At 43.1% G+C, this 23,655-nt stretch carries 28 protein-coding genes; all 28 read right to left on the reverse strand.

Features of this window, described 5'->3' with window-relative positions; genetic code table 11:
• Positions 1 to 18: 18 nt before the first annotated feature.
• A complete protein-coding gene (locus tag CJ263_RS20325) occupies positions 19 to 1,983 on the reverse strand; it encodes a heavy metal translocating P-type ATPase (RefSeq protein ID WP_094998944.1) in 1,965 nt (654 codons plus the stop codon).
• A 10-nt stretch (positions 1,984 to 1,993) separates the two neighbouring features.
• On the reverse strand, positions 1,994 to 2,221 hold the full coding sequence (locus CJ263_RS21510) for a cation transporter (protein WP_182859066.1): 228 nt from the start codon (positions 2,219 to 2,221) through the stop codon (positions 1,994 to 1,996).
• A gap of 185 nt (positions 2,222 to 2,406) precedes the next feature.
• Positions 2,407 to 3,249 carry a universal stress protein gene (locus CJ263_RS20335; RefSeq protein WP_094998945.1) on the reverse strand — a complete coding sequence of 281 codons (843 nt, stop codon included), beginning with the start codon at positions 3,247 to 3,249 and terminating at the stop codon, positions 2,407 to 2,409.
• 275 nt (positions 3,250 to 3,524) lie between these two features.
• Positions 3,525 to 3,701, reverse strand: coding sequence for a hypothetical protein (locus CJ263_RS21170; protein ID WP_162987829.1), 177 nt, complete (start codon positions 3,699 to 3,701; stop codon positions 3,525 to 3,527).
• Positions 3,702 to 3,715: 14 nt separating this feature from the next.
• Positions 3,716 to 3,859, reverse strand: a complete 144-nt coding sequence (locus CJ263_RS21175) for a hypothetical protein (RefSeq protein ID WP_165357338.1) — start codon at positions 3,857 to 3,859, stop codon at positions 3,716 to 3,718.
• A gap of 33 nt (positions 3,860 to 3,892) precedes the next feature.
• The gene (locus CJ263_RS20345; RefSeq protein WP_094998946.1) at positions 3,893 to 4,891 is read right to left on the reverse strand and encodes a sodium:calcium antiporter; all 999 of its coding nucleotides are present in this window, start codon (positions 4,889 to 4,891) and stop codon (positions 3,893 to 3,895) included.
• Positions 4,888 to 5,799: a cation diffusion facilitator family transporter gene (locus CJ263_RS20350; RefSeq protein WP_081894367.1), complete on the reverse strand. Its 912-nt coding sequence runs from the start codon at positions 5,797 to 5,799 to the stop codon at positions 4,888 to 4,890. Before CJ263_RS20350 ends, CJ263_RS20345 begins: the two co-directional genes overlap by 4 nt.
• Before the next feature lie 36 nt (positions 5,800 to 5,835).
• Positions 5,836 to 6,636 (reverse strand): cation transporter, encoded by an 801-nt coding sequence (locus tag CJ263_RS20355; RefSeq protein ID WP_094998947.1) that lies wholly within the window; start codon positions 6,634 to 6,636, stop codon positions 5,836 to 5,838.
• A 47-nt stretch (positions 6,637 to 6,683) separates the two neighbouring features.
• On the reverse strand, positions 6,684 to 6,890 hold the full coding sequence (locus CJ263_RS20360; RefSeq protein WP_094998948.1) for a hypothetical protein: 207 nt from the start codon (positions 6,888 to 6,890) through the stop codon (positions 6,684 to 6,686).
• A 37-nt stretch (positions 6,891 to 6,927) separates the two neighbouring features.
• Entirely contained in the window at positions 6,928 to 7,056 is a 129-nt protein-coding gene (locus tag CJ263_RS21375) for a hypothetical protein (RefSeq protein ID WP_262494262.1), read from the reverse strand.
• A 125-nt stretch (positions 7,057 to 7,181) separates the two neighbouring features.
• A complete protein-coding gene (locus CJ263_RS20365) occupies positions 7,182 to 7,616 on the reverse strand; it encodes a Fur family transcriptional regulator (RefSeq protein WP_094998949.1) in 435 nt (144 codons plus the stop codon).
• Between the two features lie 37 nt (positions 7,617 to 7,653).
• Positions 7,654 to 9,642, reverse strand: coding sequence for a heavy metal translocating P-type ATPase (locus CJ263_RS20370; protein WP_094998950.1), 1,989 nt, complete (start codon positions 9,640 to 9,642; stop codon positions 7,654 to 7,656).
• A gap of 79 nt (positions 9,643 to 9,721) precedes the next feature.
• Positions 9,722 to 11,656 carry a heavy metal translocating P-type ATPase gene (locus tag CJ263_RS20375; protein WP_094998951.1) on the reverse strand — a complete coding sequence of 645 codons (1,935 nt, stop codon included), beginning with the start codon at positions 11,654 to 11,656 and terminating at the stop codon, positions 9,722 to 9,724.
• Positions 11,653 to 12,015 (reverse strand): SpoIIAA family protein, encoded by a 363-nt coding sequence (locus tag CJ263_RS20380; RefSeq protein ID WP_094998952.1) that lies wholly within the window; start codon positions 12,013 to 12,015, stop codon positions 11,653 to 11,655. The genes CJ263_RS20375 and CJ263_RS20380 overlap by 4 nt, the downstream gene beginning before the upstream one ends.
• A gap of 101 nt (positions 12,016 to 12,116) precedes the next feature.
• A complete protein-coding gene (locus CJ263_RS20385) occupies positions 12,117 to 13,007 on the reverse strand; it encodes a bestrophin family protein (protein WP_094998953.1) in 891 nt (296 codons plus the stop codon).
• A gap of 15 nt (positions 13,008 to 13,022) precedes the next feature.
• Complete coding sequence (locus CJ263_RS20390) at positions 13,023 to 13,565, reverse strand: hypothetical protein (protein WP_094998954.1); 543 nt, start codon at positions 13,563 to 13,565, stop codon at positions 13,023 to 13,025.
• 6 nt (positions 13,566 to 13,571) lie between these two features.
• Complete coding sequence (locus CJ263_RS20395; RefSeq protein ID WP_094998955.1) at positions 13,572 to 13,850, reverse strand: zinc-ribbon domain-containing protein; 279 nt, start codon at positions 13,848 to 13,850, stop codon at positions 13,572 to 13,574.
• Between the two features lie 50 nt (positions 13,851 to 13,900).
• A complete protein-coding gene (locus CJ263_RS20400; protein ID WP_094998956.1) occupies positions 13,901 to 14,260 on the reverse strand; it encodes a SpoIIAA family protein in 360 nt (119 codons plus the stop codon).
• Positions 14,261 to 14,329: 69 nt separating this feature from the next.
• On the reverse strand, positions 14,330 to 15,100 hold the full coding sequence (locus CJ263_RS20405; RefSeq protein ID WP_094998957.1) for an AlbA family DNA-binding domain-containing protein: 771 nt from the start codon (positions 15,098 to 15,100) through the stop codon (positions 14,330 to 14,332).
• Between the two features lie 42 nt (positions 15,101 to 15,142).
• Positions 15,143 to 15,361, reverse strand: a complete 219-nt coding sequence (locus CJ263_RS20410; RefSeq protein ID WP_036383466.1) for an SHOCT domain-containing protein — start codon at positions 15,359 to 15,361, stop codon at positions 15,143 to 15,145.
• A gap of 27 nt (positions 15,362 to 15,388) precedes the next feature.
• Positions 15,389 to 15,760 (reverse strand): SpoIIAA family protein, encoded by a 372-nt coding sequence (locus CJ263_RS20415; RefSeq protein WP_094998958.1) that lies wholly within the window; start codon positions 15,758 to 15,760, stop codon positions 15,389 to 15,391.
• Between the two features lie 34 nt (positions 15,761 to 15,794).
• Complete coding sequence (locus CJ263_RS20420) at positions 15,795 to 16,217, reverse strand: Fur family transcriptional regulator (RefSeq protein ID WP_094998959.1); 423 nt, start codon at positions 16,215 to 16,217, stop codon at positions 15,795 to 15,797.
• A gap of 10 nt (positions 16,218 to 16,227) precedes the next feature.
• Positions 16,228 to 16,566, reverse strand: a complete 339-nt coding sequence (locus CJ263_RS20425) for a P-II family nitrogen regulator (protein ID WP_094998960.1) — start codon at positions 16,564 to 16,566, stop codon at positions 16,228 to 16,230.
• Positions 16,567 to 16,680: 114 nt separating this feature from the next.
• Positions 16,681 to 17,922 carry an efflux RND transporter periplasmic adaptor subunit gene (locus CJ263_RS20430; RefSeq protein WP_094998961.1) on the reverse strand — a complete coding sequence of 414 codons (1,242 nt, stop codon included), beginning with the start codon at positions 17,920 to 17,922 and terminating at the stop codon, positions 16,681 to 16,683.
• 18 nt (positions 17,923 to 17,940) lie between these two features.
• The gene (locus CJ263_RS20435) at positions 17,941 to 22,341 is read right to left on the reverse strand and encodes a CusA/CzcA family heavy metal efflux RND transporter (protein WP_094998962.1); all 4,401 of its coding nucleotides are present in this window, start codon (positions 22,339 to 22,341) and stop codon (positions 17,941 to 17,943) included.
• Positions 22,342 to 22,459: 118 nt separating this feature from the next.
• Positions 22,460 to 22,855, reverse strand: coding sequence for a hypothetical protein (locus tag CJ263_RS20440; protein WP_225604828.1), 396 nt, complete (start codon positions 22,853 to 22,855; stop codon positions 22,460 to 22,462).
• Between the two features lie 204 nt (positions 22,856 to 23,059).
• Positions 23,060 to 23,353 (reverse strand): hypothetical protein, encoded by a 294-nt coding sequence (locus CJ263_RS20445; RefSeq protein WP_094998963.1) that lies wholly within the window; start codon positions 23,351 to 23,353, stop codon positions 23,060 to 23,062.
• A gap of 2 nt (positions 23,354 to 23,355) precedes the next feature.
• On the reverse strand, positions 23,356 to 23,625 hold the full coding sequence (locus CJ263_RS20450) for a helix-turn-helix domain-containing protein (RefSeq protein ID WP_094998964.1): 270 nt from the start codon (positions 23,623 to 23,625) through the stop codon (positions 23,356 to 23,358).
• Between the last annotated feature and the right edge of the window lie 30 nt (positions 23,626 to 23,655).

Raw genomic sequence — 23,655 nt, forward strand, 5'->3', positions numbered from 1 at the left:
TATTTCTTTTATAATATATCATTCCCACTTCTTTTTCTGCAACCGCACCGCATTAAAAATAGCCAGCAATGCAACCCCAACATCTGCAAAAACAGCTTCCCACATTGTTGCTAAACCACCTGCGCCGAGAATAAGAACGATAACTTTCACTCCAAATGCCAAACCAATATTCTGCCAAACAATCTTACGCGTTGAGCGTCCAATTTTAATCGCTCTTGCTATTTTGCTTGGTTGGTCGGTCTGGATGATAACATCTGCTGTTTCTATTGCCACGTCGCTGCCCAAGCCTCCCATTGCGATACCTACATCACTTGCCGCAAGCACCGGTGCATCATTGATGCCGTCGCCAATAAATGCAACTTTGGTATTGGGTTGCTTTTTCAACGTTTCCACTTCGTTAAGCTTATCTTCTGGTAGCAAACCCCCTTTTGCCCAATCGATTTTCAATTCTTTTGCGGTCTTTTGAGTTATGGAATCCTTATCGCCGGAGAGCATAATAATCTTGGAAATACCCGATTCCCTAATTTGCTTTATGGCCTGATGCGCATCTTCCTTCAGTTCATCGGCAATGGTCACGTAGCCTGCAAATTTTCCGTCATTGGCGACCATGACGATAGACTCAACAATACTATCGGTTTCAGAGGGAACGTCTATTCCGTTTGCGGTCATCAGAGCCTTGTTGCCGACCAACACGGTCTTTCCGTTGACCGTACCTTTTAAACCTTTTCCGGCTACTTCTGAAACTTCGGTCGCTTCAAAATCCGCACCGTCTGCCTTGTATTCCAAAATTGCTTTGGCAATCGGATGGGTAGATTGTTCTTCCATGGCCATTAGGTACTGCATAAATTCAGCTTCGGTAAAAGCCGAGCTGTTTACCACTTCCTTAATCTTAAATACCCCCTTGGTTACCGTTCCTGTTTTGTCCATTACAACGGTATTTACCTTGGTCATTGCATCGAGAAAAGATGCTCCTTTGAACAGAATCCCGTTTCGAGATGCCGCACCCAAACCACCGAAATAACCCAATGGAATCGAAATGACCAATGCACAGGGACACGAAATCACGAGAAATATCAATGCTCTATACAGCCAATCCCTAAACACATAATCATCAACAAAAAAGTAGGGCAAGAATGTTAGACCGATAGCTAGGAAAACAACGATAGGTGTATAAATCCGTGCAAACTTTCGGATAAACAATTCTGTCTTTGATTTTCGTGCCGTTGCATTTTGTACCATATCGAGAATACGCGCAATGGAACTGTCCTTGAATTCCTTGGTCGTTTCCACTTCGATAACACCATCGAGGTTGATGCTACCTGCAAAGACCTTTTCATTCTTTGCAATGGTATCGGGTTTGCTTTCTCCGGTCAACGCCGCAGTATTAAACGAGCCTTTTTCCGAAAGTAGGATGCCATCAAGCGGTACTTTCTCGCCGACACGTACCTGAATTTTCTCGCCAATGAAAACAGTTTCCGGATTAACTGAAACAAAGTCACCATCACGATGTACCAGTGCTTCATTGGGGCGTACGTCGAGCAAAGCCTTGATGTTTCCCTTGGCACGGTTGACGGCGGCATTCTGGAACAGTTCGCCTACGGCATAGAACAACATCACGGCCACACCTTCGGGATATTCACCTATGGCAAAAGCCCCCAAAGTGGCAATAGACATCAAGAAAAATTCCGTGAAGAAGTCGCCGTTTTTTATACTTTTCCAGCCTTCAATAATAACGGGAAACCCAACAGGAATATAGGCTACAACATACCAAAGAATACGAATCCAACCCGTGAAAGATGGGAAGGCATCGAAAAAATCGATGGCAATACCCACAATCAGCATTACAAAGCTAAAAATAGCAGGTAGGTAGGTTCTAAATTTTGATGCCTTTTCCGGACTACTGTGGTTATGGCCATCATCGTGGCTGTGTTCGCCAGAATGTTTCCGGGTATCGATATCCCTAAGATTTTGTTTTTTCTTCATCGTGATTTTATTATTCCAGACCTTGATAGGGTTTATATTCTTTGTCCCCAAATTCTTTTTCGATTTGCAGGGTGGTATGCGTTATTTCAAATTTATCGTGCAATTGTTCCCGGATGTCGTATATAAATTGGTCCTCGTGTCCATCGGGAACGACCAGATGGGTAGAAAGTGCCGTTTCCGTGGTACTCATTGCCCAGATATGTAAATCGTGTACTTCTTCGACCCCTTCGATATCCATTAGGAACTTTTCCACTTCATCTTCTGCAATCGAATCGCATTCAAAATAGCCAACATTGCAACACCAACATCTGCGAACACTGCTTCCCACATGGTAGCCAATCCACCTGCACCCAGAATGAGCACGATAATTTCGCATAGTAAGCTATACCTAATATTTACTAGAGTATCACATAGGTAGAAAAGCTACTTAACTATCAGCAATGGGGCCTTGGAGGCATACAGCATTTTTTTTCTTAGCCCCTTTTTGAAAAGTGCCTCAAAAAATCCGTGTTCCCTGTAAAGCAAAACCAATAGGTCTATTGGGGTTTCAGTCAAAAATTCATCGATACCCTCTTCGGGTTTGTCTTCCTGGATAACTGTAAAGAACCATTGCTTAGGTACAAGAAGTTTGCCAAATCTTTCACGAATAAATGCTTTCTCCAGCACCCTTTCCTGTTTGTCCGCTATATGTACAAAGTGCAACTGTGCACTATAGTTTTCCAATAATCTGGACAATATTTCAAAATCTATTTTATAATCCGTACTATCCGTATCCACTGCGACCCCGATACGCCTATACGCAGTATAGCTGGCATCTTCAGGTACGGCCAGTACAGGACAAGGTGCCTTTTGTGTCACCTTTTCGGTAACGGTTCCAATAAAAATTTCATCAAATCCCGAAGCCGTACCCTTGGTACCCATAACGACAAGACTGGTATTCATTTCCTTAGCCAGGCTAGAAATCACATCGACCGTTGCCCCGAAACCGACCATTGCTTGAAATTCCAACTTGTCCAGTTCAGGAAAGCCTCTTAGAAACTTATCCAATTTTTCTTTATTGATTTTTTCTTGTGATGCTGTGGTATCTGTTACATTGTGTGCCATAGTTGCCATCCCGATGGGCGTACCGGATGGATATGCCACTGAATAGGCGTGGACAAAAACCAGTTTTGATTTCAATTTTTGTGCTAGCCCAATTGCGTAGCTCACCGCATTTTTTGAAACCTGTGTAAAATCTACAGGTATTAAAATTCCGTCATCTTTCATATCATTTTGTTTTTATTGATTTGACTCCATTAATCTTTCTTTTTAGGTTTAATTATTCAATTGAAAAGTAGGTAAAAACCATATAGAATTGCATCTAGAAAGGCAATTGTCAGCACCGCAAGGAACATTGCCACAAAAACCAACAGGCAATACCCTTTCTCCTTTCTGGTTCTTACTTTCCTGTTTATTGAATTCCCCTTTTTTTCCTCTAGTCTCCGCTTTCTCCTTTCCCGTGACATATTATACTGTGCTTTACTAAAATCAACGCACCAATGCTATCCCCTAAGGTCATAAAACCATTCTTCTGCACGTTTGATTCCCTCCGTAATGGCCTTCTCACGAGAATACCCATTCTCCTTTACCAATTCTTGTGCAATTTTGAGGGCCTTCTTCCGAACTGACGGCTGTAGGCCATCAAGTTTTGTTTTGAAATCTTCAAATGTCCAGTCCATATTGTATACTTTTTTTAGAGCTTTCGCCCTTCCATCTCTGCTTTTACAATGCCGCGTTCAAGGGCTTCCTCCTTGGAGCATTGGTTTGTCGTATAGTATTCTTCAGCATACTTTACGGCCAATTTGTGGATGTTTTCATCCAGCATATTGAGCCTCATCGAGCAATCTTTAAAAAGTTCGTCTTTCATCTATCAAAAAAGTTTCAACACGTAAAAAACCATGACCAATAAATAAACTATATATGCCGCATCAAATACAAAAATCTGCCAACGAGAGAAACCGTGCAGTTCCTTGCTTTGGTGCACAAATAGTGTGTAAAGCAGCGGCATAAGCCCGACAAAGGCCATGTTGACCCAGAACAGTTCAAAGTCCTCAATGGGGGTGGTTACCAAAGCCAGCGGAAAAAATGCCACCGTCATCGTTACGGCATTGTCTGCAATAACACTGGTGGTGCCCGCTGTCACCTCGCCCCCTTTTACCACGCTCCAGGTCTTGAATATTTCCGGTGCCGTGGTCATTATGCCCGTGATGAAAAGGCCTCCCACGATTTCAGAAATATTTAGGGCAGAAACAATATTTTCGGTCGCCTTCACTATGAAAAAAGCGCCAACTGCTATCGCAAAGGCCCCGGCAATCGATAACCAGACCTGTTTTTTGTTCCATTCTACTTTTTTGCCCTTTTCCTTGCCTTTTATGATTGCGTGGGTCAAGAACGCAGCATAGGCCGCCAGCATAATCCACCCGTCCACATGTTGCAGGCCACGCCAGGGCTTTGGCAGAGTTAAAATGGCCACAAGGGCGATAATGCCCAGATAAGGAAGGGACAGTACGGAAACCGAACGTTTGTTCAACGCCAGAATGTTTTTATCAAGATGTTCTTGATGTTCCTTGTTGTTCTTGAATTGTTTCCTGGAAGCAAAATAAGCTATGGTCACCATCAAGGGAATGGAAATAATATTGGAACCCAATAAGTTGCCCAGGCCAATATCGGAAACGTCCCGTGCCGCACTGGTTATATTGATGGCAACTTCAGGACTGGCCGTTACAAGGGCAAGAAAAGCGGCTCCAGCGGATGCGGTAAGCCCCCATTGCTTGCGGAGCAACTTTAAAGGAGTCAACAATCGATCCGCACCCCAGTGTGCTGCCCAGGCCGCTAGGCCCAAAACGAGTACCCATGGCCATATGTTCATAATTCTGTCATTTTAACATTTCTCTCTTTGCTAGGTTCGATATGGATGTGCACGTCAAGTATCTCGGAATATGACCTGAACAATCTCTCCTTTACTTTGTGTGCAATATCATGGCCCTCGGTCACAGTTAATTCCCCATCGATCCAAATATGCATATCGATATGAAAGGCCGTTCCCATCTTTCGGGAATGGCAGCGCTCTACCCTTACCACTTCAGGAACGGCTTCGGCCAGTCGGATAACCTCATTTCGAAATTCAGGCTCAACAGCTTCGTCCAGCAACTCCCTTACCGATGACCTAGCTATTTTATAGGCATTGAACAGAATAATGCCCGCTGCAATGAGTGCCGCGAAATCATCCGCTATCTCAAACCCTTCGCCACCGATCAATGCTATGGAAATCCCTATAAAAGCGGCTATCGACGTAATGGCATCACTCCTATGGTGAAATGCATCGGCCTTGACGGCCGAACTATTGATTTCATCACCTGTTTTCATGACATAGCGATACAACGCCTCTTTCGTGAGGACAACAAATACCAGTATGAAGAGTGTGAAGGGTGCAGGAGTTTTGTGGGGTACCAGAATATGGTCGATGCTGTCCCTTATAATTATACCACCTGCAATGGTTAGGGCTATGGCAATACCCACCGCCACCAGGGCCTCTATCTTACCGTGTCCGTAGGGATGGTTTTCATCCGGTGGCCTTGACGACCATCTCAACCCGGCCCATAATAGTGCGGATGTCAACACATCCGCTCCGGATTCGATCGCATCGGCAATAAGGGCATAAGAATGCCCGAACACCCCGCCCAAACCTTTAATCAATGCCAATAATGCACTGATCAAAATACCTACGAGGGTAGTTTTGAGTCCTATTCGGGATATGGCATTTGGATTCCTTTCCAAAATCTTTCTTTTGCTATTTCTTTTCTTCCCAATACGTTATTTGGACAATTTTAAAATTCTAATGGCTCCTCGCATCACAAAGGCAAATACAATACCGCCTATGACCAAATCGGGCCATTTACTGTCTAAAAAATAAACCAGCACCCCTGCCAGTATTACCCCGCCGTTCACAATAATGTCGTTTGAGGTAAAGATGGCACTTGCCTGCATATGCGCTTCCTTGCTTTTGGCCTTGTTTATCAACCATAGGGAAACGAGGTTGCCGATAAGGGCGAAAATGGAAACGATAATCATCCATTGGAACAAAGGGGTTTCGCTACTACTCAAAAACCTTCTCACGACTTCCGAAAATCCCAGAAGGGCCAACGCCATCTGAAAATAGCCACTGAATTTCGCCACTTTCTTTTTTCTGGAAATAGCGCCGCCTACGGCAAAAAGGCTCAATGCGTACACAATGGAATCGGCCAGCATATCCAGTGAATCGGCAATTAGACCCATCGAGGAAGAAATCCAACCCGTGGTCATTTCGATAACGAAAAACCCAAAATTGATGTACAAGACCCACCAGAGTATCTTCTTTTGTTTGGTCTCGTCCTCGGAAATAGGTGTTTCCGCCTTCTCCGTTCCCAAGAGTTTTTCTCCCAGCTTCAATTCGCCCAGTGCCTTGTTTACTTCTTGGGCATTCCCCTGATGGTACACTTCCAACCTTCTATTCGGAATGTCAAAGTCCAAATATTTGATTTGAGGGTTTGACTCCAGTTTCATCCTTATCATCTGTTCTTCGGAAGGGCAATCCATTTGACTTACCTTAAAAGTGCTTTTATTTATATCGGACATTTAAATAATCTGTATTAAATTCTACGGTTGGTGTTTTAAATCTTTACTTATTTGTGGGATTCCATATATTTTTCCAAAATCGATTTTAAGCTTTCCAAATAATCGACGAACGAATTATAAGTCGGTTTTGCTTCATCATCTACGGAAATCGTTATGGGATTCTCATCCAAATACCGATAGAGTTCGGGATATTCTTGTTCTATCCTTACTGTCAATTCGTTGATTTCTTGGGTTAGCTTCTGAATTTTCTTCATCATCTTATATTTTATATGGTATTACTTGCCCCAATATTTATATATGCAATGCCCTATCTTCGGTAGCGGCCAGAAAGGCTTCCTTAAAGGTTTCTGAAAATGCGGGATGCCCATGCGGCATCCGTGCGATATCCTCTGCCGCTGCCCTGAATTCCATTATCGCCAAAACACAAACCAATAATTGTTATATCATATTTTTCTATAGTTGTATTTTTTTTGGTTAAATAAGGTGGAAGAACCTTGAACTTGACTCTTAGGCGCAAGGGTTCAAAGTTCTGGAACTCCCACCTGTTATTTTTCCTTACATTTCACGCATATCCCTTTTAATACCAAGTTGACATCGTTTATTTTATAATCACTTGGTAAATTTTCTTCCGGTATTTTATTTGGCAAACAGATTGTTTTCTTACATTCGGTACAATGAAAATGCAGATGTAAATCCGTACCGTATTTACTTTTTGTATTTTCATCAGAAATCGCAAATTTTGCTACGCCCGTACCATCATTAATCTGATGAATTAGTCCTTTATCCTCAAAAATCTTAAGGTTGCGATAAAAGGTCGTTCTGTTTGCTGTTTTATTGGTTTCGCTCTTTTCGGCAAAGACCTTTTTTAAATCGGAAAAGGACACGGCACTTTGCTTCCTCCTCAGATACCTGTATATCTTGGACCTCATTTGAGTAGGGCGAATACCGTGATTTGACAATATTTTTTCCGTTTTGGTCATTTTAAGCTTGATTCAAAAGCAATCTCCTTTATTACATTTATTTCCTATAGGCGAGCAAGCTCAATGCATTGACCACCACTACCAACGTAGAGCCTTCGTGAACCGCCACGGCTATGCCGATACTTGCCCAGCTCATTATGGTCGCAGGGATTAAAAAGGCTACAACCCCCAAACTTACCCATAAGTTTTGCCTGATAATAGCTTTTGCTTTTCTGCTCAAACCAATGGCAAAGGGTAGGGTTTCCAGTTTATCGGCCATCAGCGCTATATCTGCTGTCTCTAAAGCCACGTCGCTTCCCGCTGCACCCATTGCAATACCAACGGTACTGTTTGCCATAGCAGGTGCATCATTAACACCATCGCCCACCATTGCCAGTTTATTTTCCTGTTCCGCAAGTTTTTTGATGGCCTCCACTTTTTCTTCGGGAAGCAGGCTTCCGCGTGCTTCGGTCAACCCGATTTCCTCGGCTACAGCGTCGGCCACTTTCTGGTTGTCGCCCGTAAGCATTATCATTTTCTTGATGCCTATTTCCTTTAGTTGGGCCAGGGTTTCCTTGGCTTTTTCCCGTGGGGTGTCCATCAGCCCGAGCATCCCTATAAATTCATCGCCCCTTTTTATTAGCATCGTGGTCTTTCCTTCCCCTTCAAGTGCTCTTACCTTTTCTGATACATCGCTGGGAACACCTTTATCAATATCCTCAAAAAGCTCAAGATTGCCTATGTAAATGGAATTCCCTTGATAGTTTGCCTTTATGCCCTTGCCCTGTACGGCCTCCAAATCATCGGCATCCGGAATCTTGGTGTCCTTCCCAAGCCGCTCCATCCCATCCCTTACAACTGCCTTTGCCAGGGGATGGTCGCTCAGTTCCTCAACCGCAATAGCAATTTCCAACAGTTCATTTTTATCTATGTTGCCAAAACTTTCGACATCGGTAAGTTTTGGTTTTCCTTCGGTAAGTGTTCCCGTTTTGTCAAAAGCGAGAGCGGTAAGTACCCCTAAGTCTTCCAAGGGGCGACCGCCTTTTATCAAAACCCCGCCTCGTGCTGCTCTTGCCACACCACTCAATACAGCAGATGGCGTAGATATAGCCAAGGCACAAGGACTGGCTGCCACAAGTACCGCCAGGGAACGGTACAGGCTTTCATTCCACGTTTCATCAATGACCAGGAAAGCAAAATTCAATAGTATGACCAATAAGATTACCGATGGCACGTAGTACCGCTCAAACTTGTCGGTCAATAATTGTGTGGGCGATTTTTGGTCCTGGGCCTCTTGAACCATAGTGACCAAGCGGTTGAGGGTAGAATCTTTTGCCTCTTTAATCACCTTTATTTCGAGGGTGTTGTTGCCATTGATGGTTCCTGAAAAAACACGGTTCTCGTCGGGAATATCGCTTTTTGCTGTATATTCCTTATCGGGATTTTCTATTGGTGTTTTGTCCACCGGAACGCTTTCCCCGGTAATGGGTGACTGGTCTATACTACTATTGCCCTTTACAATAACACCATCAGCAGATATTTTACTGTTGGGGCGTACCACGATAGTATCACCTATCTGTAACTCTTCTATACCGACTTCAACGGTATCGTCATCCTTCTTTAATAGTGCGGTTTTAGGCGCAAGGTCTGTTAACGCTGCAATGGACTTTTTTGCCTTGCCCATTGCGTAGTTTTCCAGTGCGTGACCCAGACTGAAAAGGAAGAGCAACAAGGCACCTTCTGCCCATTCGCCCAAATAGGCGGCTCCTGCAGCTGCGACCAGCATCAGGAAATCGATTTCAAATTCGCCTTTGGACACTTTGGTAATGGCCTCCTTTAGGGTAAAATAACCTCCAAAAAAATAGGCTGCAATATAGAGCCCAAAAGGGATGTTAGCTGAAACCCCTGTATATTTTTCCAACAGGAAACCTGTAATTAGTGTGACCCCACTTAAAATTGCAAAATAGAGCTCCGTGTTTTTGCCGAAGATGCCGCCGTGGTCGTGATTGTGGCCATCGCCTTTGCTGTGTTTTTCCTTGTCTTTCATATTATTAATGGTTTTGTTATTGTTAATTAAGATTTAATCCAGTTTTGGGCTTGTAATTTGTTAAAGGTTAACATTTTTGCTATTTCCAATTCATTTTTTGCAAACGTATTGCATTGAGAATGGCAACGAACGAAACACCTACATCGGCAAACACAGCCTCCCACATCGTAGCCAAACCGATGGCACCCAAAATGAGAAAAATCCCTTTTACCCCAAAAGCAAGACCAATATTTTGCCATACGATACGGCGTGTTGAGCGTCCAATTTGGATTCCTCGGGCCATCCTGCTCGGCTGGTCGGTCTGGATGATAACGTCTGCGGTCTCTATGGCCACATCGCTGCCCAAACCACCCATTGCAATACCCACATCACTGGCTGCAAGCACGGGTGCATCGTTGATGCCGTCGCCCATAAATGCTACCGTGGATTCAGGTTGTTCCTTGAGCTTTTCGACCTCGTTGAGCTTATCTTCGGGTAGCAAGCCGCCTTTGGCCCAATCAATATTCAGTTCCTTGGCAACTTGTTGGGTTATGGAATCCTTGTCTCCTGAGAGCATTATGATTTTAGCTATTCCGGCCTCCCGAATCTGTTGAATGGTGTGATGTGCGTCTTCCTTAAGTTCATCGGCAATGGTCACATAGCCTGCGAATTTTCCATCGATGGCGACCATCACTATAGATTCGACTATCACATCGGTTTCAGGGGGAATATCAACACTATTGGAAGTCATCAATGCTTTGTTGCCGACCAAGACCTGCTTATGGTTGACCGTGCCTTTTAATCCCTTACCGGCAACTTCAGAAACTTCGGATGCCTTAAAATCAGTACCGTCCGCCTTGTATTCCAGAATTGCCTTTGCAATGGGGTGGGTAGATTGTTCTTCCATCGCCATCAGGTATTTCATAAATTCCACTTCCGCAAAAGCGGATGTATTTATCACTTCCTTAATCTTAAAGACCCCTTTGGTAACGGTTCCGGTTTTGTCCATCACCACAGTATTCACTTTGGTCATTGCATCGAGAAAGGATGCACCTTTGAACAGGATTCCGTTGCGCGATGCCGCACCCAGACCGCCGAAATAGCCCAGTGGAATGGAAATGACCAAGGCACAAGGGCAGGAAATCACCAAGAAAATTAAAGCTCGGTATAGCCAATCCCTAAACACATATTCATCGACAAAAAAGTATGGTAACAAAGTGAGCGCGATAGCAAGGAAAACCACGATAGGCGTATAAATCCGTGCAAACTTCCTGATAAATAATTCGGTCTTCGATTTCCGGGCCGTGGCATTCTGTACCATCTCCAGAATACGGGCGATGGAACTGTCCTTGAATTTCTTGGTGGTTTCTACTTCGATGACACCGTCGAGATTGATGCTTCCCGCAAAGACTTTTTCGTTCTGTGTTATGGTGTCGGGTTTGCTTTCGCCAGTAATGGCAGCTGTATTGAGCGATGCTTTGTTTGATAACAGTTTGCCATCCAACGGGATTTTTTCGCCCACCCGTACCTGTATCTTCTCGCCAATATTGACCGTTTCGGGATTGACGGAAACGAAGTCCCCATTACGATAGACCAATGCCTCGTCCGGTCGTGCATCCAGAAGCGCCCTAATGTTTCCTTTGGCACGGTTTACGGCAGCATTTTGGAACAGTTCGCCCACGGCATAGAACAACATCACGGCAACACCCTCTGGATATTCGCCTATGGCAAATGCTCCCAAGGTTGCGATGGACATCAGGAAAAATTCTGTAAAGAAATCGCCATTTTTAATACTTTCCCATCCCTCCTTGATGACGGGAAAGCCAACAGGGATGTAAGCCACCGTGTACCACACAATCCTGACCCATCCCTTAAAGAAAGGAAAGGCATCGAAATAGTCAATGGCAATACCAACTATGAGCATCACAAAGCTGAAAATTGCCGGTAAATAGGTTTTGAGCTTTTTTTCGCTTGCTGAAATTACAGTGGACTGTTTCCCTTTTAGCTCCCGTAGCTGTAGTTTTTTCTTTTTCATCCTTTTGTTGAGACCCAGGTCATTGCCTGCTCTTTATTTTTAATATCAAAAAATTTAACTTCAGACTTTATGAAAAAATCAGTTGCCTTCGCGGCCCATTCCTGCCATTTTTTGTTGCCCACAAAAGCCATCTTGCCATAATCTCCCAAGTGTGCCGAATCAATCTTTAGGTCTTCCCAAAAGCCTTTAAGGGTATAGCCTTCAAAATCTTCCATTTCAAAATAGAAATCCACTTTATGGCCTTTTTCAATGATGTTGTGGATGAGCGGATGTATCTTTTCCATATCCTTTTCCGTAAGTTTTCCGCTGATTTTAGCGGCAACAAGGTTCTCTTGCTTTAAATTTAAGATCTGTAACATATTCATAAATTTTAAATTGTTCTATTGAAGCTTCGCCGTCAAGCTCAGCAAAGCAGCCCTCCAATCCGGCTATTAGCGTTAATTCAGGTTACACCTTATTATTATAAAACGTAATATGTTTCAGGTTTCTTTTTCTCGGGGATGTCATCATCACCTGTCATCTCCTTTAGATTAATTTCTATAGTTTGGGCCAAATCGGTCATTGGTGTGTCCATTGGGTTGTTTTCAAACGGATCCTGCATTAAAATTGATGTTTTCTCAATGGCTATAAAGATGATAGGGATAGCGACGGTAAGCCCAATTTCCACAGAGAGGTAATTATCAGACAGGCCGAATGGAAGCATTGTGGCAAATACATAAATGATGAGGTGGATCAACAGGCTATGTGCCTTGGGGAATACCGTGTTTTTAATCCTTTCGCATTTGCCCATTGAATCGCATAACCTAGCGATTGTACTATCTATCTGTACTTGCTGATAGTCGTTCACTTGGTTTTCCTTTTTTGCAATTGCCAATGCTTCTGAATGCTTTAATAGTATAGCATTGGGAACATTTTGGTCATTAATGTCCTGAATTTTTAAATAGCCAGCTACCTTAGGGGAAAAGTCCACTTTCCTTAAGGACTCACCCAGTGCATAGCACCACACAATTTGTCGTAAAACTATTTCTTTAATCCTAAATTCATACTGACTATCCTGCCGGTCATAAAAGGTTATGCCCTGTCGTACCAAAGTACGAGAGTCGTTGACAATGGCGCCCCAAATAATACGGGCTTCCCACCAGCGTTCATAGGCTTGATTGGTCCTGAAACCTAACAGTAGTGCCACAGCAGTCCCGAAAACCCCTGTAACGGCTATAGGTATCGAAATTTTACTTAGAAAACCGAATTGGTCTAAAATACCCATAGTTATGGCATAAAACACAATAAATAAAATGTCATATTTAATATATTTAAGAAAGGACCAGATGGATATCCGTTTATTTAAGAGCATTTTTTATTTGTTAAATTACTGGTTGTCCAATTTTAAAACCATTTGTGCAAACTGCACTTCTATGGTATCATCTATACCTTTTATGATGGAATCCAAGCCTGTATCAGCCACCAAAACCTGTCCTCTGGCACTTATCAAACACGACATACTTACGCCTTGTTCAATATGTGTAATGGTTGCTTTAAATTGTGATTTAAAGGCTTTTCCTTGATAAGTAACATCTATCAGCCAATTAAAGTCGATAGGGTCGTGCCGTTTTGACAAAAAATCAACAGAAGGCACCGTACCGGTAAACCGAAGCATTAAGGGGTCTTCCTCCCCTGCCAGCATAGCTTTGATTTCAGGGTTGTTGGTCGATAGCGTTTTAAGGTCGAGTACCCCACTGACCACTTTGGAATCATAGTCGAGATATAAGGCCAGTTTGTGGCTTTCTGCCTTAAAGGGTACACTATCGACCCTTGCCATCATCTCAACGTGGCCTTCTTCGGTCCTGTAAATTTTTTGGGCGTTCGCATTGAGAATACCAAAAAATAGAATTATCAATATATAGTACTTCATCGGTTGTTATTTATTGATGCGTTCAGTACCGCAATTAGGACAAAATTTTGCTTCGACTGGCACACTCTCGTTACAATTGCTGCAGTTGGACTTGCCTAAAGGTGAACCGCACTTTTTACAAAAGGCTGCATTTTCATCATTTTTCTCACCACAGGCTGTGCAACGAATCATAACCTTTGCATCTGAACTATCTTCCCTATAGCCATAACCGCGTTTATTGTGATGCCCACGGGAATGATGGCCTCCGTTTTGAAAGCCTCGAAATAAATGTTTTAAAAATCCCATATCAATATATCTTTTAGTTTATTCTTTTATTAACCAGCCAATACCTGTCATCAGTCACTTTCAATCCATATTTTGGCTTCCTGTTTTTGGTCTGAACCAAAATATTTGATTTCGGCATTGCAAAATGGTTTCATAAATTGGGTGGCCCACTTTCGCCACTTTTTTTCGCCGACCAATGCTATTTTTTCATACTCCTTTTCGTGGTCAACATCTTTAGAGAAATCTTTCCATAGCCCATCTATATGCCAGCCTTGAAAATCGTTCATCTCAAAATACCACCGAACCTTTAATCCTTTTTCAAGAATACTATGGATAAGCGGATGTATTTTTTCAAAGTCGTACTGGTTGAGTTTACCGCTAGCCTTTGTGGTAACCACATTTTCGCTCTTTATGTCTGTAATCTGTAACATCTTTTAAAATTAATATTATTATTAGTGCATTGTAAGTGCAAATATCCATTGGCTTTACACTTACTTTTTTTAATTATAAAGTGCCTTCTCTTTTCCTAAGTACAAGATGGCTTCGGGCAAATCGAGTTCGTGCGTGGCATTGCCTGTGCGTATATAAAACCGTGACCTCCCGTCCTGACTTAGATAGACCGGTATTTTGGCCGGGGCTATTTCTATGTAGCACACGTCATTTTCTCCATATCTGTAAAAAGATACATTTACTGCCATACACAAATGGGCACCCACTTTCAGAGATACCAACTGCATCAGGTATTGCTCAAAACCATCTGTGTCAGGTTTTTTCAAGGTGTCAAAATCCTGGTTTAGACCGAGGATGTTGCCGTTATCGTCTACTCCTATAAGCAAATTACCACCGTTGGTGTTCATAAAACCCGCTATGGTCTTGATAATTACAAATTCCAACTGTTTATTCACTTTGGATTGACGTAAATCCCATCGCAGACTTGATTTGAACTCCACCAAATCATTCTCGCCTTTTTTAATGAGTTCCAGCAGGGTTTGCCCATCCATCCGTTTCCTGTTCAGTTGAAAAATCTTTTTTCTGAAAAAGACCATCAAGGCAAGGCTGCTTCCCAATATTCCGAACAACAGGTTTTTAAGGACTTGGTCAACATCGGTAAAACCCCATACGGTTTCAAAAGCCTCGCCAAGATAGCTTGGCCAGTGACCGGAATCGCCCGACCGGTCAAAGAGAAAAAGGGATAGGCCCAAGGGTTGCAGTATAAAGACCCCAAAGGCAAAGCCTGCCAAAAGCCATATCCCTATTTTTCTTCTTTGCATAGATAACGGTGTTATGGTCGTTCGGTCAAAAGCAAAACACTGTTATTTTTTGTCCTTTAACAGGAACGTCTTGCGTTTCTCAAACTCCTCTTCGTCGATTTCGCCGCGGGCGTACCGCTCCCTCAGGGCTTCCATTGCCCTGTCCTTTCTGTTTTTCTGTCCCGGTGTGGGGTAGGGAATCAGGAATATCCAGAAGATGAGGATTATCCATAACCCCCACCATATCCAGTGCATTCCCCCAAAATACCAATCGTCCATCATAATTTTCTAGATTTAAAGATTCATGTTTCAGTTACTATTGCTATTGCTTGTTTGTTCGAGCCAGTTGTTGGCCATGTTTCCATCTTCAGGTCCGAAATATTTTATGTGGGCTTCACTAAACGGCAATAGCGATTCGGTAAACCGTTCTTGCCATGTTTTTTCGCCCACCAAGGCTATTTTCTTAAGCCGTGCTTCTTCGGGAAAGGAAATATCCAACCTCTCACCGCTGCTTTTCTTCACTCCTTTTTTGCGAGGCTCCATTTCCATATACCAAGCGGCCAGTTCATTGCTTTTCAAATGTTCATTCAGGGCCTTGACTAAGGTCGCCCCATCATCGGCATCCAGCTCTTGATCTGCGATGGTATATAAGATTTGGTCTTTTTTATAGATTGCTATCATCGTCGTATTCTTTTGATATTATTGTCCTTAAAGGTTACTCCAAATTGCCATTGCATTTATTGCATACTCCCGTTACGACCAGATTGATATCCTCTGCCATATATCCTTGGGGCAGGTTTACCTGCGGGATTTTACGGTCGGTCAAACAAACGGTCTCGTTGCACCTAGTGCAATGAAAATGCAGGTGCAGGTCGTTGCCCACCTCACATTCACAGTCTTCCTCACAGAGCGCATATTTCATAATGCCCGTACCATCCTCTATCTGATGTACGATGCCTTTTTCCTCAAATGTTTTCATCGTCCGGAAAAGGGTGCTCCTTTCGGATATCTCGAAAAAATTCTCTAGCTCTCCCAAACTGATGGCTACCTCGCTTTGCAGTAACTTTTTATAGGTCAACAGTCGCATCGGTGTGGGCCGTATTCCCTTGCTTTCCAGTTTTTTGACAATTTTTTCCATTTTAAAAGGATTACAGATCGTAGCGTTTAAGGGATTTTCCTGTTTTGATCTGGAAGGCATCCTCTATATCCGATAAATAGATGATACCGTCCCCTGGGTCGGGCGTTTTACCGTTTTCCGTAATAATATCGATTGCCGCTTGTGCTTCCTCATTTTGGCATACCAACTCCACTTTTACCACCGGGCTATCGGTAATATTAAAATCAAGGGAGGGTCTTGCTCCTTTTGCCTTGAACGCCCCGGTGCCCTCTGCTTGTGAGAGCGTCATACTTTTAAAACCGTTATCGCTAAGGGCTTCGATGACCCTTTGTATCCTGTTCGGTTTTACAAATGCTTTTATTTCTTTCATTTTTAAAATTTTTAAATTTTTAATCGATTTTGAACCGAGCCTGTTTTCTAATTTTTAACTAACCAATTAAGACGATAAACAAACCCGGAATCAAAACCTTTGATTTTTAGAGAATTAATGTCCGTGCTCCAATTCGCCTTTAACCATTTCCGAAGAAAGGGTATAGGCTCCATTTGTTACTATTTTGATATTTTCGGGTGTTCCTGCAGGCAGGTTAACTTCTACAAAGCCCAGATCGTTGACCCCCGTACTCACGGGGATGCGTTTATATTTCATTTTATTTTCAACAGGTTCTTCATCCTCATCCACGATGAAGATATAAGACTGTTCACCTTCCTGGACAATGGCTTCCTCGGGAACAGCAAAGCCTGATTTTTCTCCTTGCACGATTCTTCCCTCCACATACATTCCGGGCAAAAGGTCTTTGTCCTTATTTTCAATATCTGCCAATACCTCTATGGCCTTGGGATCGCTCTCAAACGTCTGGCCTATGGAACGCACGGTGGCCTTTAACAATTCATTAGGTTTTGAGGCTGTTGAAAAATATATCTGTTGCCCTTCCTTGACCTGCTTGATGTCCTTTTCATATACTTTGAAATTGACATAGATTTTTGAATTATCGCTTATCGAGAACATTTTGGATTGTGGGGCCACATAATCGCCCAGGCTTACCATTACTTCGCCCACATAGCCACTAATGGGCGTAATAATGGGGATGGCAGAATAGATCTCCCCTTCGGCCACTTTGGAAGGGTCCAGTCCCAACAAGCGTAGTTTGGACTTTAGGCCGTTTACACTGGAAGTGGTGGAACGAAATTTGGATTGCGCCATTTGGAATTCCTTGCCAGAGGAAACCCCTTTGTCATAGAGGGTCTTTTTGCGCTCAAAATCCTGCTTTAAAAATACCAGTTCGTCATTCTTTTCCTGGTATTCCTGTTGCATGGCGATGATATCCGGGTGTTCTATATAGGCCAACACCTGTCCCTTGCGCACAATGTTGCCCGGTACTACCTTGATCGAGCTAACATTTCCACCAATAAAGGGACTAATGTTTGCCCTGTCCTGTGGGAAGAGTTCGAGTGTTCCTGTTACCTTAATGTTGTTCCCTAAATTACGTTCCTCCAGAGGTTTCGTTTCCAGACCGATGGTTTCGGCCTGTTGTTTTGAGATTGCTACAACACCTTCTTCCCCTTCTTCCCCTTCGTGGCCTTCTTCGCCATGCGCATCTTCTCCAGGTGCTTCGGTTTTTGATACGCCTTCAGTTTCGTTATGCCCAAGCTCGGATTTTGGGGCATCGTTACAGCTCAGAAACATAAGTGTCAATAATACGGTACTAACTAATAGTATATTCTTCATTTTTCTTTCTTTTTAAGATTATAGATTGCCCAATTGATATTGTATCTCAATGGCCTGTTGGTTATATTGGTTGATGAAATCCAAATGGTTTATTTTGATGTTGATGGCACTGTTGAGGATGGTGATATAGCTAATGTAGTCTATCTCACCTTCCTTGTTTGCCAGTTCGGCAGTGGTCAACTGTTCCTCTGCCAGTGGCAGTGCCGCTTCTTCATAGTACCTCAACGACTTCAACGTTTTGTCCTGGGCTTTGTACAGTTGGGAGACCAGGCTCTCGGTGGTCGCCTTTTGTGTCAAATACTGGTTTTCGGCCACCATGGCATCTGCCTTGGCCGCCCTTACCCTATTTTTTTGCGGAAGGAACCACAAAGGGATGCTGATGCCCGCCTGATAGGCATTGAACCCCGTAACATCATTATACTTGAGATTGTCATAGCTCAGGCTGAACTTTGGCAGGAACTGGGATTTTTCGACCTTTACGTTCGCTTTGCCCACTGCTGCGTTCTGAAGGTCGAACTGCAGCAACGGGTTATTGCTTATATCCAAAGTGTCTACAACCGATATTGGGTTTATGATCCCATAAGGCCCATCCATCGTATCAATGGAACCATCGATTCCCAGATATTGCTTCAATGCCCTTTTGGCGATCTCGATATCATCATAGGACTGTTGCTTTAATACCTGTATTTGTTGGTACTCCGAGGTAGCCGAAATATAGGCGAGTTTTCCGGTCTCACCGCTATCGTACCTCAATTTGGCCGCACTTTCAAAATCGGCATAGATGCTGTCCAGCCTTTCGGCGAGCTTCAGGCGGGCCTTATTGTAGGCAATCTCGTAATAGGCCTGCATCACATCCCGTAACAGCTGCTGCTCACTAAGGTCATAGAATTTCTCGCCCAGCTTGGTGCGTTCCTTATAGAACCTGGATTTTGAAAACCCGGAGAGCAGGTCAATGTTGCCCTGTTGTACCCCGAAGGTACGCAGATTTCCCTGATTCAGGCCTTGGTCTTCCCTGCCGGCATATAGAAACGTGCTGCCCAGGTCAAAACTGGTGCCCTTCAAGGCCTGTTCCCTGTCTATGAACGCTTGTCCTTCCTTAAGGGTGGGGTAATTTTCCCTTGCCATTGCTATAGCTTCATCTAAAGTCAAGGTTTGAGCGATGGGATTGTTTTGGGCCGATAGGTTACCAGATGATAAAAATCCTCCAACCAACAATAAAACTGGAATGATGGCTTGACTTTTTTTGATATAACCCGTATTGTCACCATTATTTCTACGCTCCTTACGGGATTCCAACCAACTATAAAGTACCGGGACTACCACCAATGTTAAAAAGGTTGCCGTAATCAAGCCACCAATAACGACGGTTGCCAATGGTCGCTGCACTTCTGCACCACCGGAAGTAGAAATCGCCATTGGGATAAAGCCCATAATGGCCGCCGTTGCCGTAAGCAATATAGGGCGCAAGCGCTCGTGGGTTGCCTCGTAGATCCTGTCTTTTAAATTTGTCATACCACTTTCTTTTAAATCATTGAATTTGTTGATCAGTACCAATCCGTTCAATACCGCTACCCCAAAGAGCACGATAAACCCAACACCTGCGGAAATACTGAATGGCATTCCCCGTATCCAAAGGGCAAACACGCCACCAATGGCTGCCAGGGGTACTGCCATATAAATCATTACCGACTGTGAGAACGAGCTCAAGGCAAAGTAGAGCAATATGAAAATTAGGAACAGTGCAATAGGCACTACGATCATTAATCGGTCGGTCGCCCTTTGAAGGTTCTCAAAAGAACCGCCATAGGTTATATAATAGCCCGGGGGCAGTTTCAACTGGGCATCGAGCTTTTGCTGAACCTCCTCGACCATGGACTTGACATCCCTGCCCCGAACGTTTACCCCCACATAGATTCGCCGGTAGGTATTGTCCCTGGAAATTTGCATGGGCCCGGGTTTATAGCTGATGTCCGCCAATTCCTTTAGGGGCACTTGGTTACCACTGGGCAGGTCTATGTACAGGTTTTTAAGGTTGTTGATATCCTTTCGATAGGCCTCGGCCAGACGGATGACCACTTCAAAGCGCTTTTCGCCCTCGAATATGACACTTGCCGATTCCCCTGCGAAGGCGGCACTCACATAATCGTTGAGCTTGTCAATGGTAACCCCGTATTGCGCCATCTTTGCCCGGTTATAGACAACGGTCATCTGTGGCAGGCCACTGGTCGCTTCCGCCCGTACATCACCAGCGCCATCTACGGTTTGTATGATTGCCGCCATTTCTTGCGCCTTTTCGGCCAGAACATCCAGGTCCTCACCATAGATCTTGATGGCAACATCTTCCCGGACACCCGTCAACAGTTCATTGAAACGGAGCTCTACGGGTTGGGTAAACACAAAGTTCACACCGGGGATAACCGAAATCTTTTCCTTTATTTTTTCTATGAGTTCTTCCTTGCTCTCCGCACTGGTCCATTTGCTCTTATCCTTTTCAAGGATGATGTAACTATCGGCAATGTCCATGGGCATGGGGTCGGTAGGGATTTCTGCCACCCCGATCCTCGAGATCATGGTCTTCACTTCGGGAAATTCATTTACCAGATTTTGTAGTTTTTTTGAAGCTTCAATGGATTCGGTAAGGCTACTGCCAGGTTTTATCAGGGCCTGCATGGCAATATCGCCTTCATCCAGCTTTGGGATAAACTCCCCGCCCATAGTGCTAAAAATAAATCCTGCGATTGCCAGTAAAGCAACTGCCCCTAAAACAATACCTGCCTTAAAACGCAATGCAAACGAAAGCAATGGCTTATACGCTTTGTTCAACCCTGCCATGATTTTATCACTGAACCTATCGATACTATTTTCAAATTTGGCGAACCAATGGTCCGGGTTTTTTGCAGGTTTCAGGAACAAGGCCGAAACCATAGGTACGTAGGTAAGGCAGAGGATAATCGCCCCAAGTACGGCAAAACCAAAGGTAAATGCCATGGGACGGAACATCTTTCCTTCAACTCCAGTAAGGAAAAGGATCGGTGTAAATACGATAAGGATGATAAGCTGACCGAAAAAGGCAGAGTTCATCATCGTACTTCCAGATTCGTATGCCATTTCATCCATTTCGGCCTGACCTATCGCTGCTTTTGATTTTTTCATCCGTTGATGGATATGCAATACCATACCTTCCACAATGATTACCGCACCATCCACGATGATCCCAAAATCGATGGCACCAAGGGACATTAAATTTGCCCATACGCCGAACTGTTTCATCAGGATAAATGCGAACAGTAATGATAACGGGATTACCGAAGCGGTAATCAATCCGCCACGTAAACTCCCCAAGAGCAGTACAAGCACAAAGATCACAATCAATGAACCTTCAATCAAGTTCTTCTCTACCGTACTTGTGGTCCTGGCTATAAGTTCGGCACGGCTTAAGAACGGTTCAATATAAACGCCCTCGGGAAGCGATTTCTGTATCTCGTCAATTCGTTTTTCTACATTATTGATCACATTACTTGGACTTTCTCCCTTTAACATCAAAATCTGACCTCCCACGGATTCGTGGCCATCTTGGGTAAACGCACCATAACGCACCTGGTTGCCATAGCCCACTTTTTCGGCGATATCCCGTACCAATACGGGAGTTCCGTTTTGGGTGGTAACCACTGTATTTTTCAAATCTTCAAGGCTACGGGCCAACCCCTCGCCACGGATAAAGTTGGCCTGATGGTTTTTTTCAATATAGGCACCGCCCGTGTTGGCGTTGTTTACTTTCAGGGCTTCAAAAACCTGATTCATTGTAATGCCAAAACTTTTTAGTTTATCAGGATTTATGGCAACTTCATATTGTTTCACATAGCCCCCAAAAGCATTGACCTCTACCACTCCAGGGACTAATGCCATTTGGCGTTTGACGATCCAATCCTGAATGGTACGAAGCTCCATGGCATCGTATTTATCTTCGTAACCTTCTTTTACCTTTAGAGTGTATTGGAATATTTCGCCCAGACCCGTAGTAATGGGTGCCATAAAAGGCGTACCAAAACCTTCGGGAATTTCCCCGGCGACTTCGGTCAATTTTTCTTGCACCAATTGCCGGGGAAGATAGGTGCCTGCTTCGTCCTTAAAAACAATGGTAACCACGGACAGCCCAAAACGAGATACCGAACGCAGCTCGATAACGTCAGGAAGGTTGGCCATTGCCAATTCTACAGGATAGGTAACAAATTGTTCAATATCCTCAGTACCTAAATTTGGGGCTACTGTAATAACCTGTACTTGGTTGTTGGTAATATCGGGGACAGAACCCAGATTTATAGTGGCCATAGACCAAATGCCCGTACCTACCAGTGCCACTATGAAGAGCCCAATAATAAACTTGTTATTAATGGAAAATGAAATGATTTTGTTAATCATAGTAAAAGTATTAATTCAGTTTAAACATCGCAATGCAATGAGATACAATGCGTTTATAATGTGATGCTTATTTTGAAAAGCATCACGTAAGGATATAGCTATCCTTAAAAAAACTGAATTATACTTTAGGTGGTTGGAAAAGCGATTCCAAATATCTGGAAGTGAAGTTTACTTTATATAAGTTAAACTGTTCTTTCCCTTCAAACTTTAATAGATTAATTAAAGCCGAATTGTTGTTCGCAATAATTAATACTAAAGGGTGGCAACATTGCTGATGGGAATGGATTGGTGTTTTCTGCTTACCAGAGTCATTATGGTGCCTTTCAGCTTTTGCTACGTTACCAAAGTAATCTTCAACTACATATTCAAGGAAAGAGTCACCATAAACTTTATGGTCTTGGTAATGGATTAGGATGCTTGAAATTTCTTTAATGGGTCCACAAAAGTCCATATCAATACTAATTCCCTGAAAAAAGAATAATAGCGACATTGATATGGAAAAAAGTGTTTTCATAAATTTCAACAAAGGTAAGAATTAATCGATGCACAGGTTGTGCAAAAACTTGAAAGGCTGAAGAATTGGTAGTCTACGCTTTTGCGTCAAAACTTAAGAAATAACCTTTTTACCAATTCCAACTACCCTTGGGATACATCATGTTTCAATTCAGGATATTTCAATTCAGGATATCAGGATATAGGGTATTTAGCAATGGTCTTCTCAATTGGAAAAGTCTAATCCCTTTCCCATATCCTTATTATTCTTGTTTGATTGAACAATGGCTATATTTTGTGGTTTTACATTTGATTCCTGATGTCGGACATTTCCTTTATGTAGATTTTTATTTAGTTCGTTAGAGTATTGCATCATTCCTGCTTGCATAGCATTCATGTGATCGTCGGTTGACGCAACGTTTTTGAACATCGGAGTTGTTAGATTTAACTCTTTCGCCAATTCATAGCCAAGATTAAATGCTTTTTTATACTCCTCATCAATTTTAATATTTTCTTCCATGGCTAAAAAGTTTCACGAACGTGCGCCTCAATATATTCATTAATAGAATCCCTATCATATAGAATTACTTTCTTTTGAGGTTGGGAAAATCTGATTTTACCTTCGTCCCTAAGCTTTTGCAAAGTAGTGGTAGACTTTATTTTTAGATGGAACATTGCCTCTTCCCCATCGATCCATTTGTCAGGTTTATCTTTTCTTTTGGATTCTACATGTTCGATTACCTTATCAAATAAGGCATAGAAAGCTTCTTCTTGTAGGCAAACTACTTGCATTGTATTAATTCTTTGCCAAAATGGATTACC

This window comes from Maribacter cobaltidurans, from assembly GCF_002269385.1.
Classification (GTDB): Bacteria; Bacteroidota; Bacteroidia; order Flavobacteriales; family Flavobacteriaceae; genus Maribacter; species Maribacter cobaltidurans.

What these genes read in the sequence shown, in the direction of transcription:
- CJ263_RS21175 (WP_165357338.1), bottom strand. Translation starts at nt 3,859, where the DNA reads ATGAGGCTCAATATGCTGGATGAAAACATCCACAAATTGGCCGTAAAG.
- CJ263_RS20345 (WP_094998946.1), bottom strand. Translation starts at nt 4,891, where the DNA reads ATGAACATATGGCCATGGGTACTCGTTTTGGGCCTAGCGGCCTGGGCA.
- CJ263_RS21170 (WP_162987829.1), bottom strand. Translation starts at nt 3,701, where the DNA reads ATGGACTGGACATTTGAAGATTTCAAAACAAAACTTGATGGCCTACAG.
- CJ263_RS20355 (WP_094998947.1), bottom strand. Translation starts at nt 6,636, where the DNA reads ATGTCCGATATAAATAAAAGCACTTTTAAGGTAAGTCAAATGGATTGC.
- CJ263_RS20450 (WP_094998964.1), bottom strand. Translation starts at nt 23,625, where the DNA reads ATGCAAGTAGTTTGCCTACAAGAAGAAGCTTTCTATGCCTTATTTGAT.
- CJ263_RS20390 (WP_094998954.1), bottom strand. Translation starts at nt 13,565, where the DNA reads ATGAAGTACTATATATTGATAATTCTATTTTTTGGTATTCTCAATGCG.
- CJ263_RS20385 (WP_094998953.1), bottom strand. Translation starts at nt 13,007, where the DNA reads ATGCTCTTAAATAAACGGATATCCATCTGGTCCTTTCTTAAATATATT.
- CJ263_RS21510 (WP_182859066.1), bottom strand. Translation starts at nt 2,221, where the DNA reads ATGGATATCGAAGGGGTCGAAGAAGTACACGATTTACATATCTGGGCA.
- CJ263_RS20360 (WP_094998948.1), bottom strand. Translation starts at nt 6,890, where the DNA reads ATGAAGAAAATTCAGAAGCTAACCCAAGAAATCAACGAATTGACAGTA.
- CJ263_RS20415 (WP_094998958.1), bottom strand. Translation starts at nt 15,760, where the DNA reads ATGATAGCAATCTATAAAAAAGACCAAATCTTATATACCATCGCAGAT.
- CJ263_RS20440 (WP_225604828.1), bottom strand. Translation starts at nt 22,855, where the DNA reads ATGAAAACACTTTTTTCCATATCAATGTCGCTATTATTCTTTTTTCAG.
- CJ263_RS20380 (WP_094998952.1), bottom strand. Translation starts at nt 12,015, where the DNA reads ATGTTACAGATCTTAAATTTAAAGCAAGAGAACCTTGTTGCCGCTAAA.
- CJ263_RS20410 (WP_036383466.1), bottom strand. Translation starts at nt 15,361, where the DNA reads ATGATGGACGATTGGTATTTTGGGGGAATGCACTGGATATGGTGGGGG.
- CJ263_RS20335 (WP_094998945.1), bottom strand. Translation starts at nt 3,249, where the DNA reads ATGAAAGATGACGGAATTTTAATACCTGTAGATTTTACACAGGTTTCA.
- CJ263_RS20400 (WP_094998956.1), bottom strand. Translation starts at nt 14,260, where the DNA reads ATGTTACAGATTACAGACATAAAGAGCGAAAATGTGGTTACCACAAAG.
- CJ263_RS20325 (WP_094998944.1), bottom strand. Translation starts at nt 1,983, where the DNA reads ATGAAGAAAAAACAAAATCTTAGGGATATCGATACCCGGAAACATTCT.
- CJ263_RS20420 (WP_094998959.1), bottom strand. Translation starts at nt 16,217, where the DNA reads ATGGAAAAAATTGTCAAAAAACTGGAAAGCAAGGGAATACGGCCCACA.
- CJ263_RS20370 (WP_094998950.1), bottom strand. Translation starts at nt 9,642, where the DNA reads ATGAAAGACAAGGAAAAACACAGCAAAGGCGATGGCCACAATCACGAC.
- CJ263_RS20365 (WP_094998949.1), bottom strand. Translation starts at nt 7,616, where the DNA reads ATGACCAAAACGGAAAAAATATTGTCAAATCACGGTATTCGCCCTACT.
- CJ263_RS20445 (WP_094998963.1), bottom strand. Translation starts at nt 23,353, where the DNA reads ATGGAAGAAAATATTAAAATTGATGAGGAGTATAAAAAAGCATTTAAT.
- CJ263_RS20435 (WP_094998962.1), bottom strand. Translation starts at nt 22,341, where the DNA reads ATGATTAACAAAATCATTTCATTTTCCATTAATAACAAGTTTATTATT.
- CJ263_RS20375 (WP_094998951.1), bottom strand. Translation starts at nt 11,656, where the DNA reads ATGAAAAAGAAAAAACTACAGCTACGGGAGCTAAAAGGGAAACAGTCC.
- CJ263_RS20395 (WP_094998955.1), bottom strand. Translation starts at nt 13,850, where the DNA reads ATGGGATTTTTAAAACATTTATTTCGAGGCTTTCAAAACGGAGGCCAT.
- CJ263_RS20430 (WP_094998961.1), bottom strand. Translation starts at nt 17,922, where the DNA reads ATGAAGAATATACTATTAGTTAGTACCGTATTATTGACACTTATGTTT.
- CJ263_RS20425 (WP_094998960.1), bottom strand. Translation starts at nt 16,566, where the DNA reads ATGAAAGAAATAAAAGCATTTGTAAAACCGAACAGGATACAAAGGGTC.
- CJ263_RS20405 (WP_094998957.1), bottom strand. Translation starts at nt 15,100, where the DNA reads ATGCAAAGAAGAAAAATAGGGATATGGCTTTTGGCAGGCTTTGCCTTT.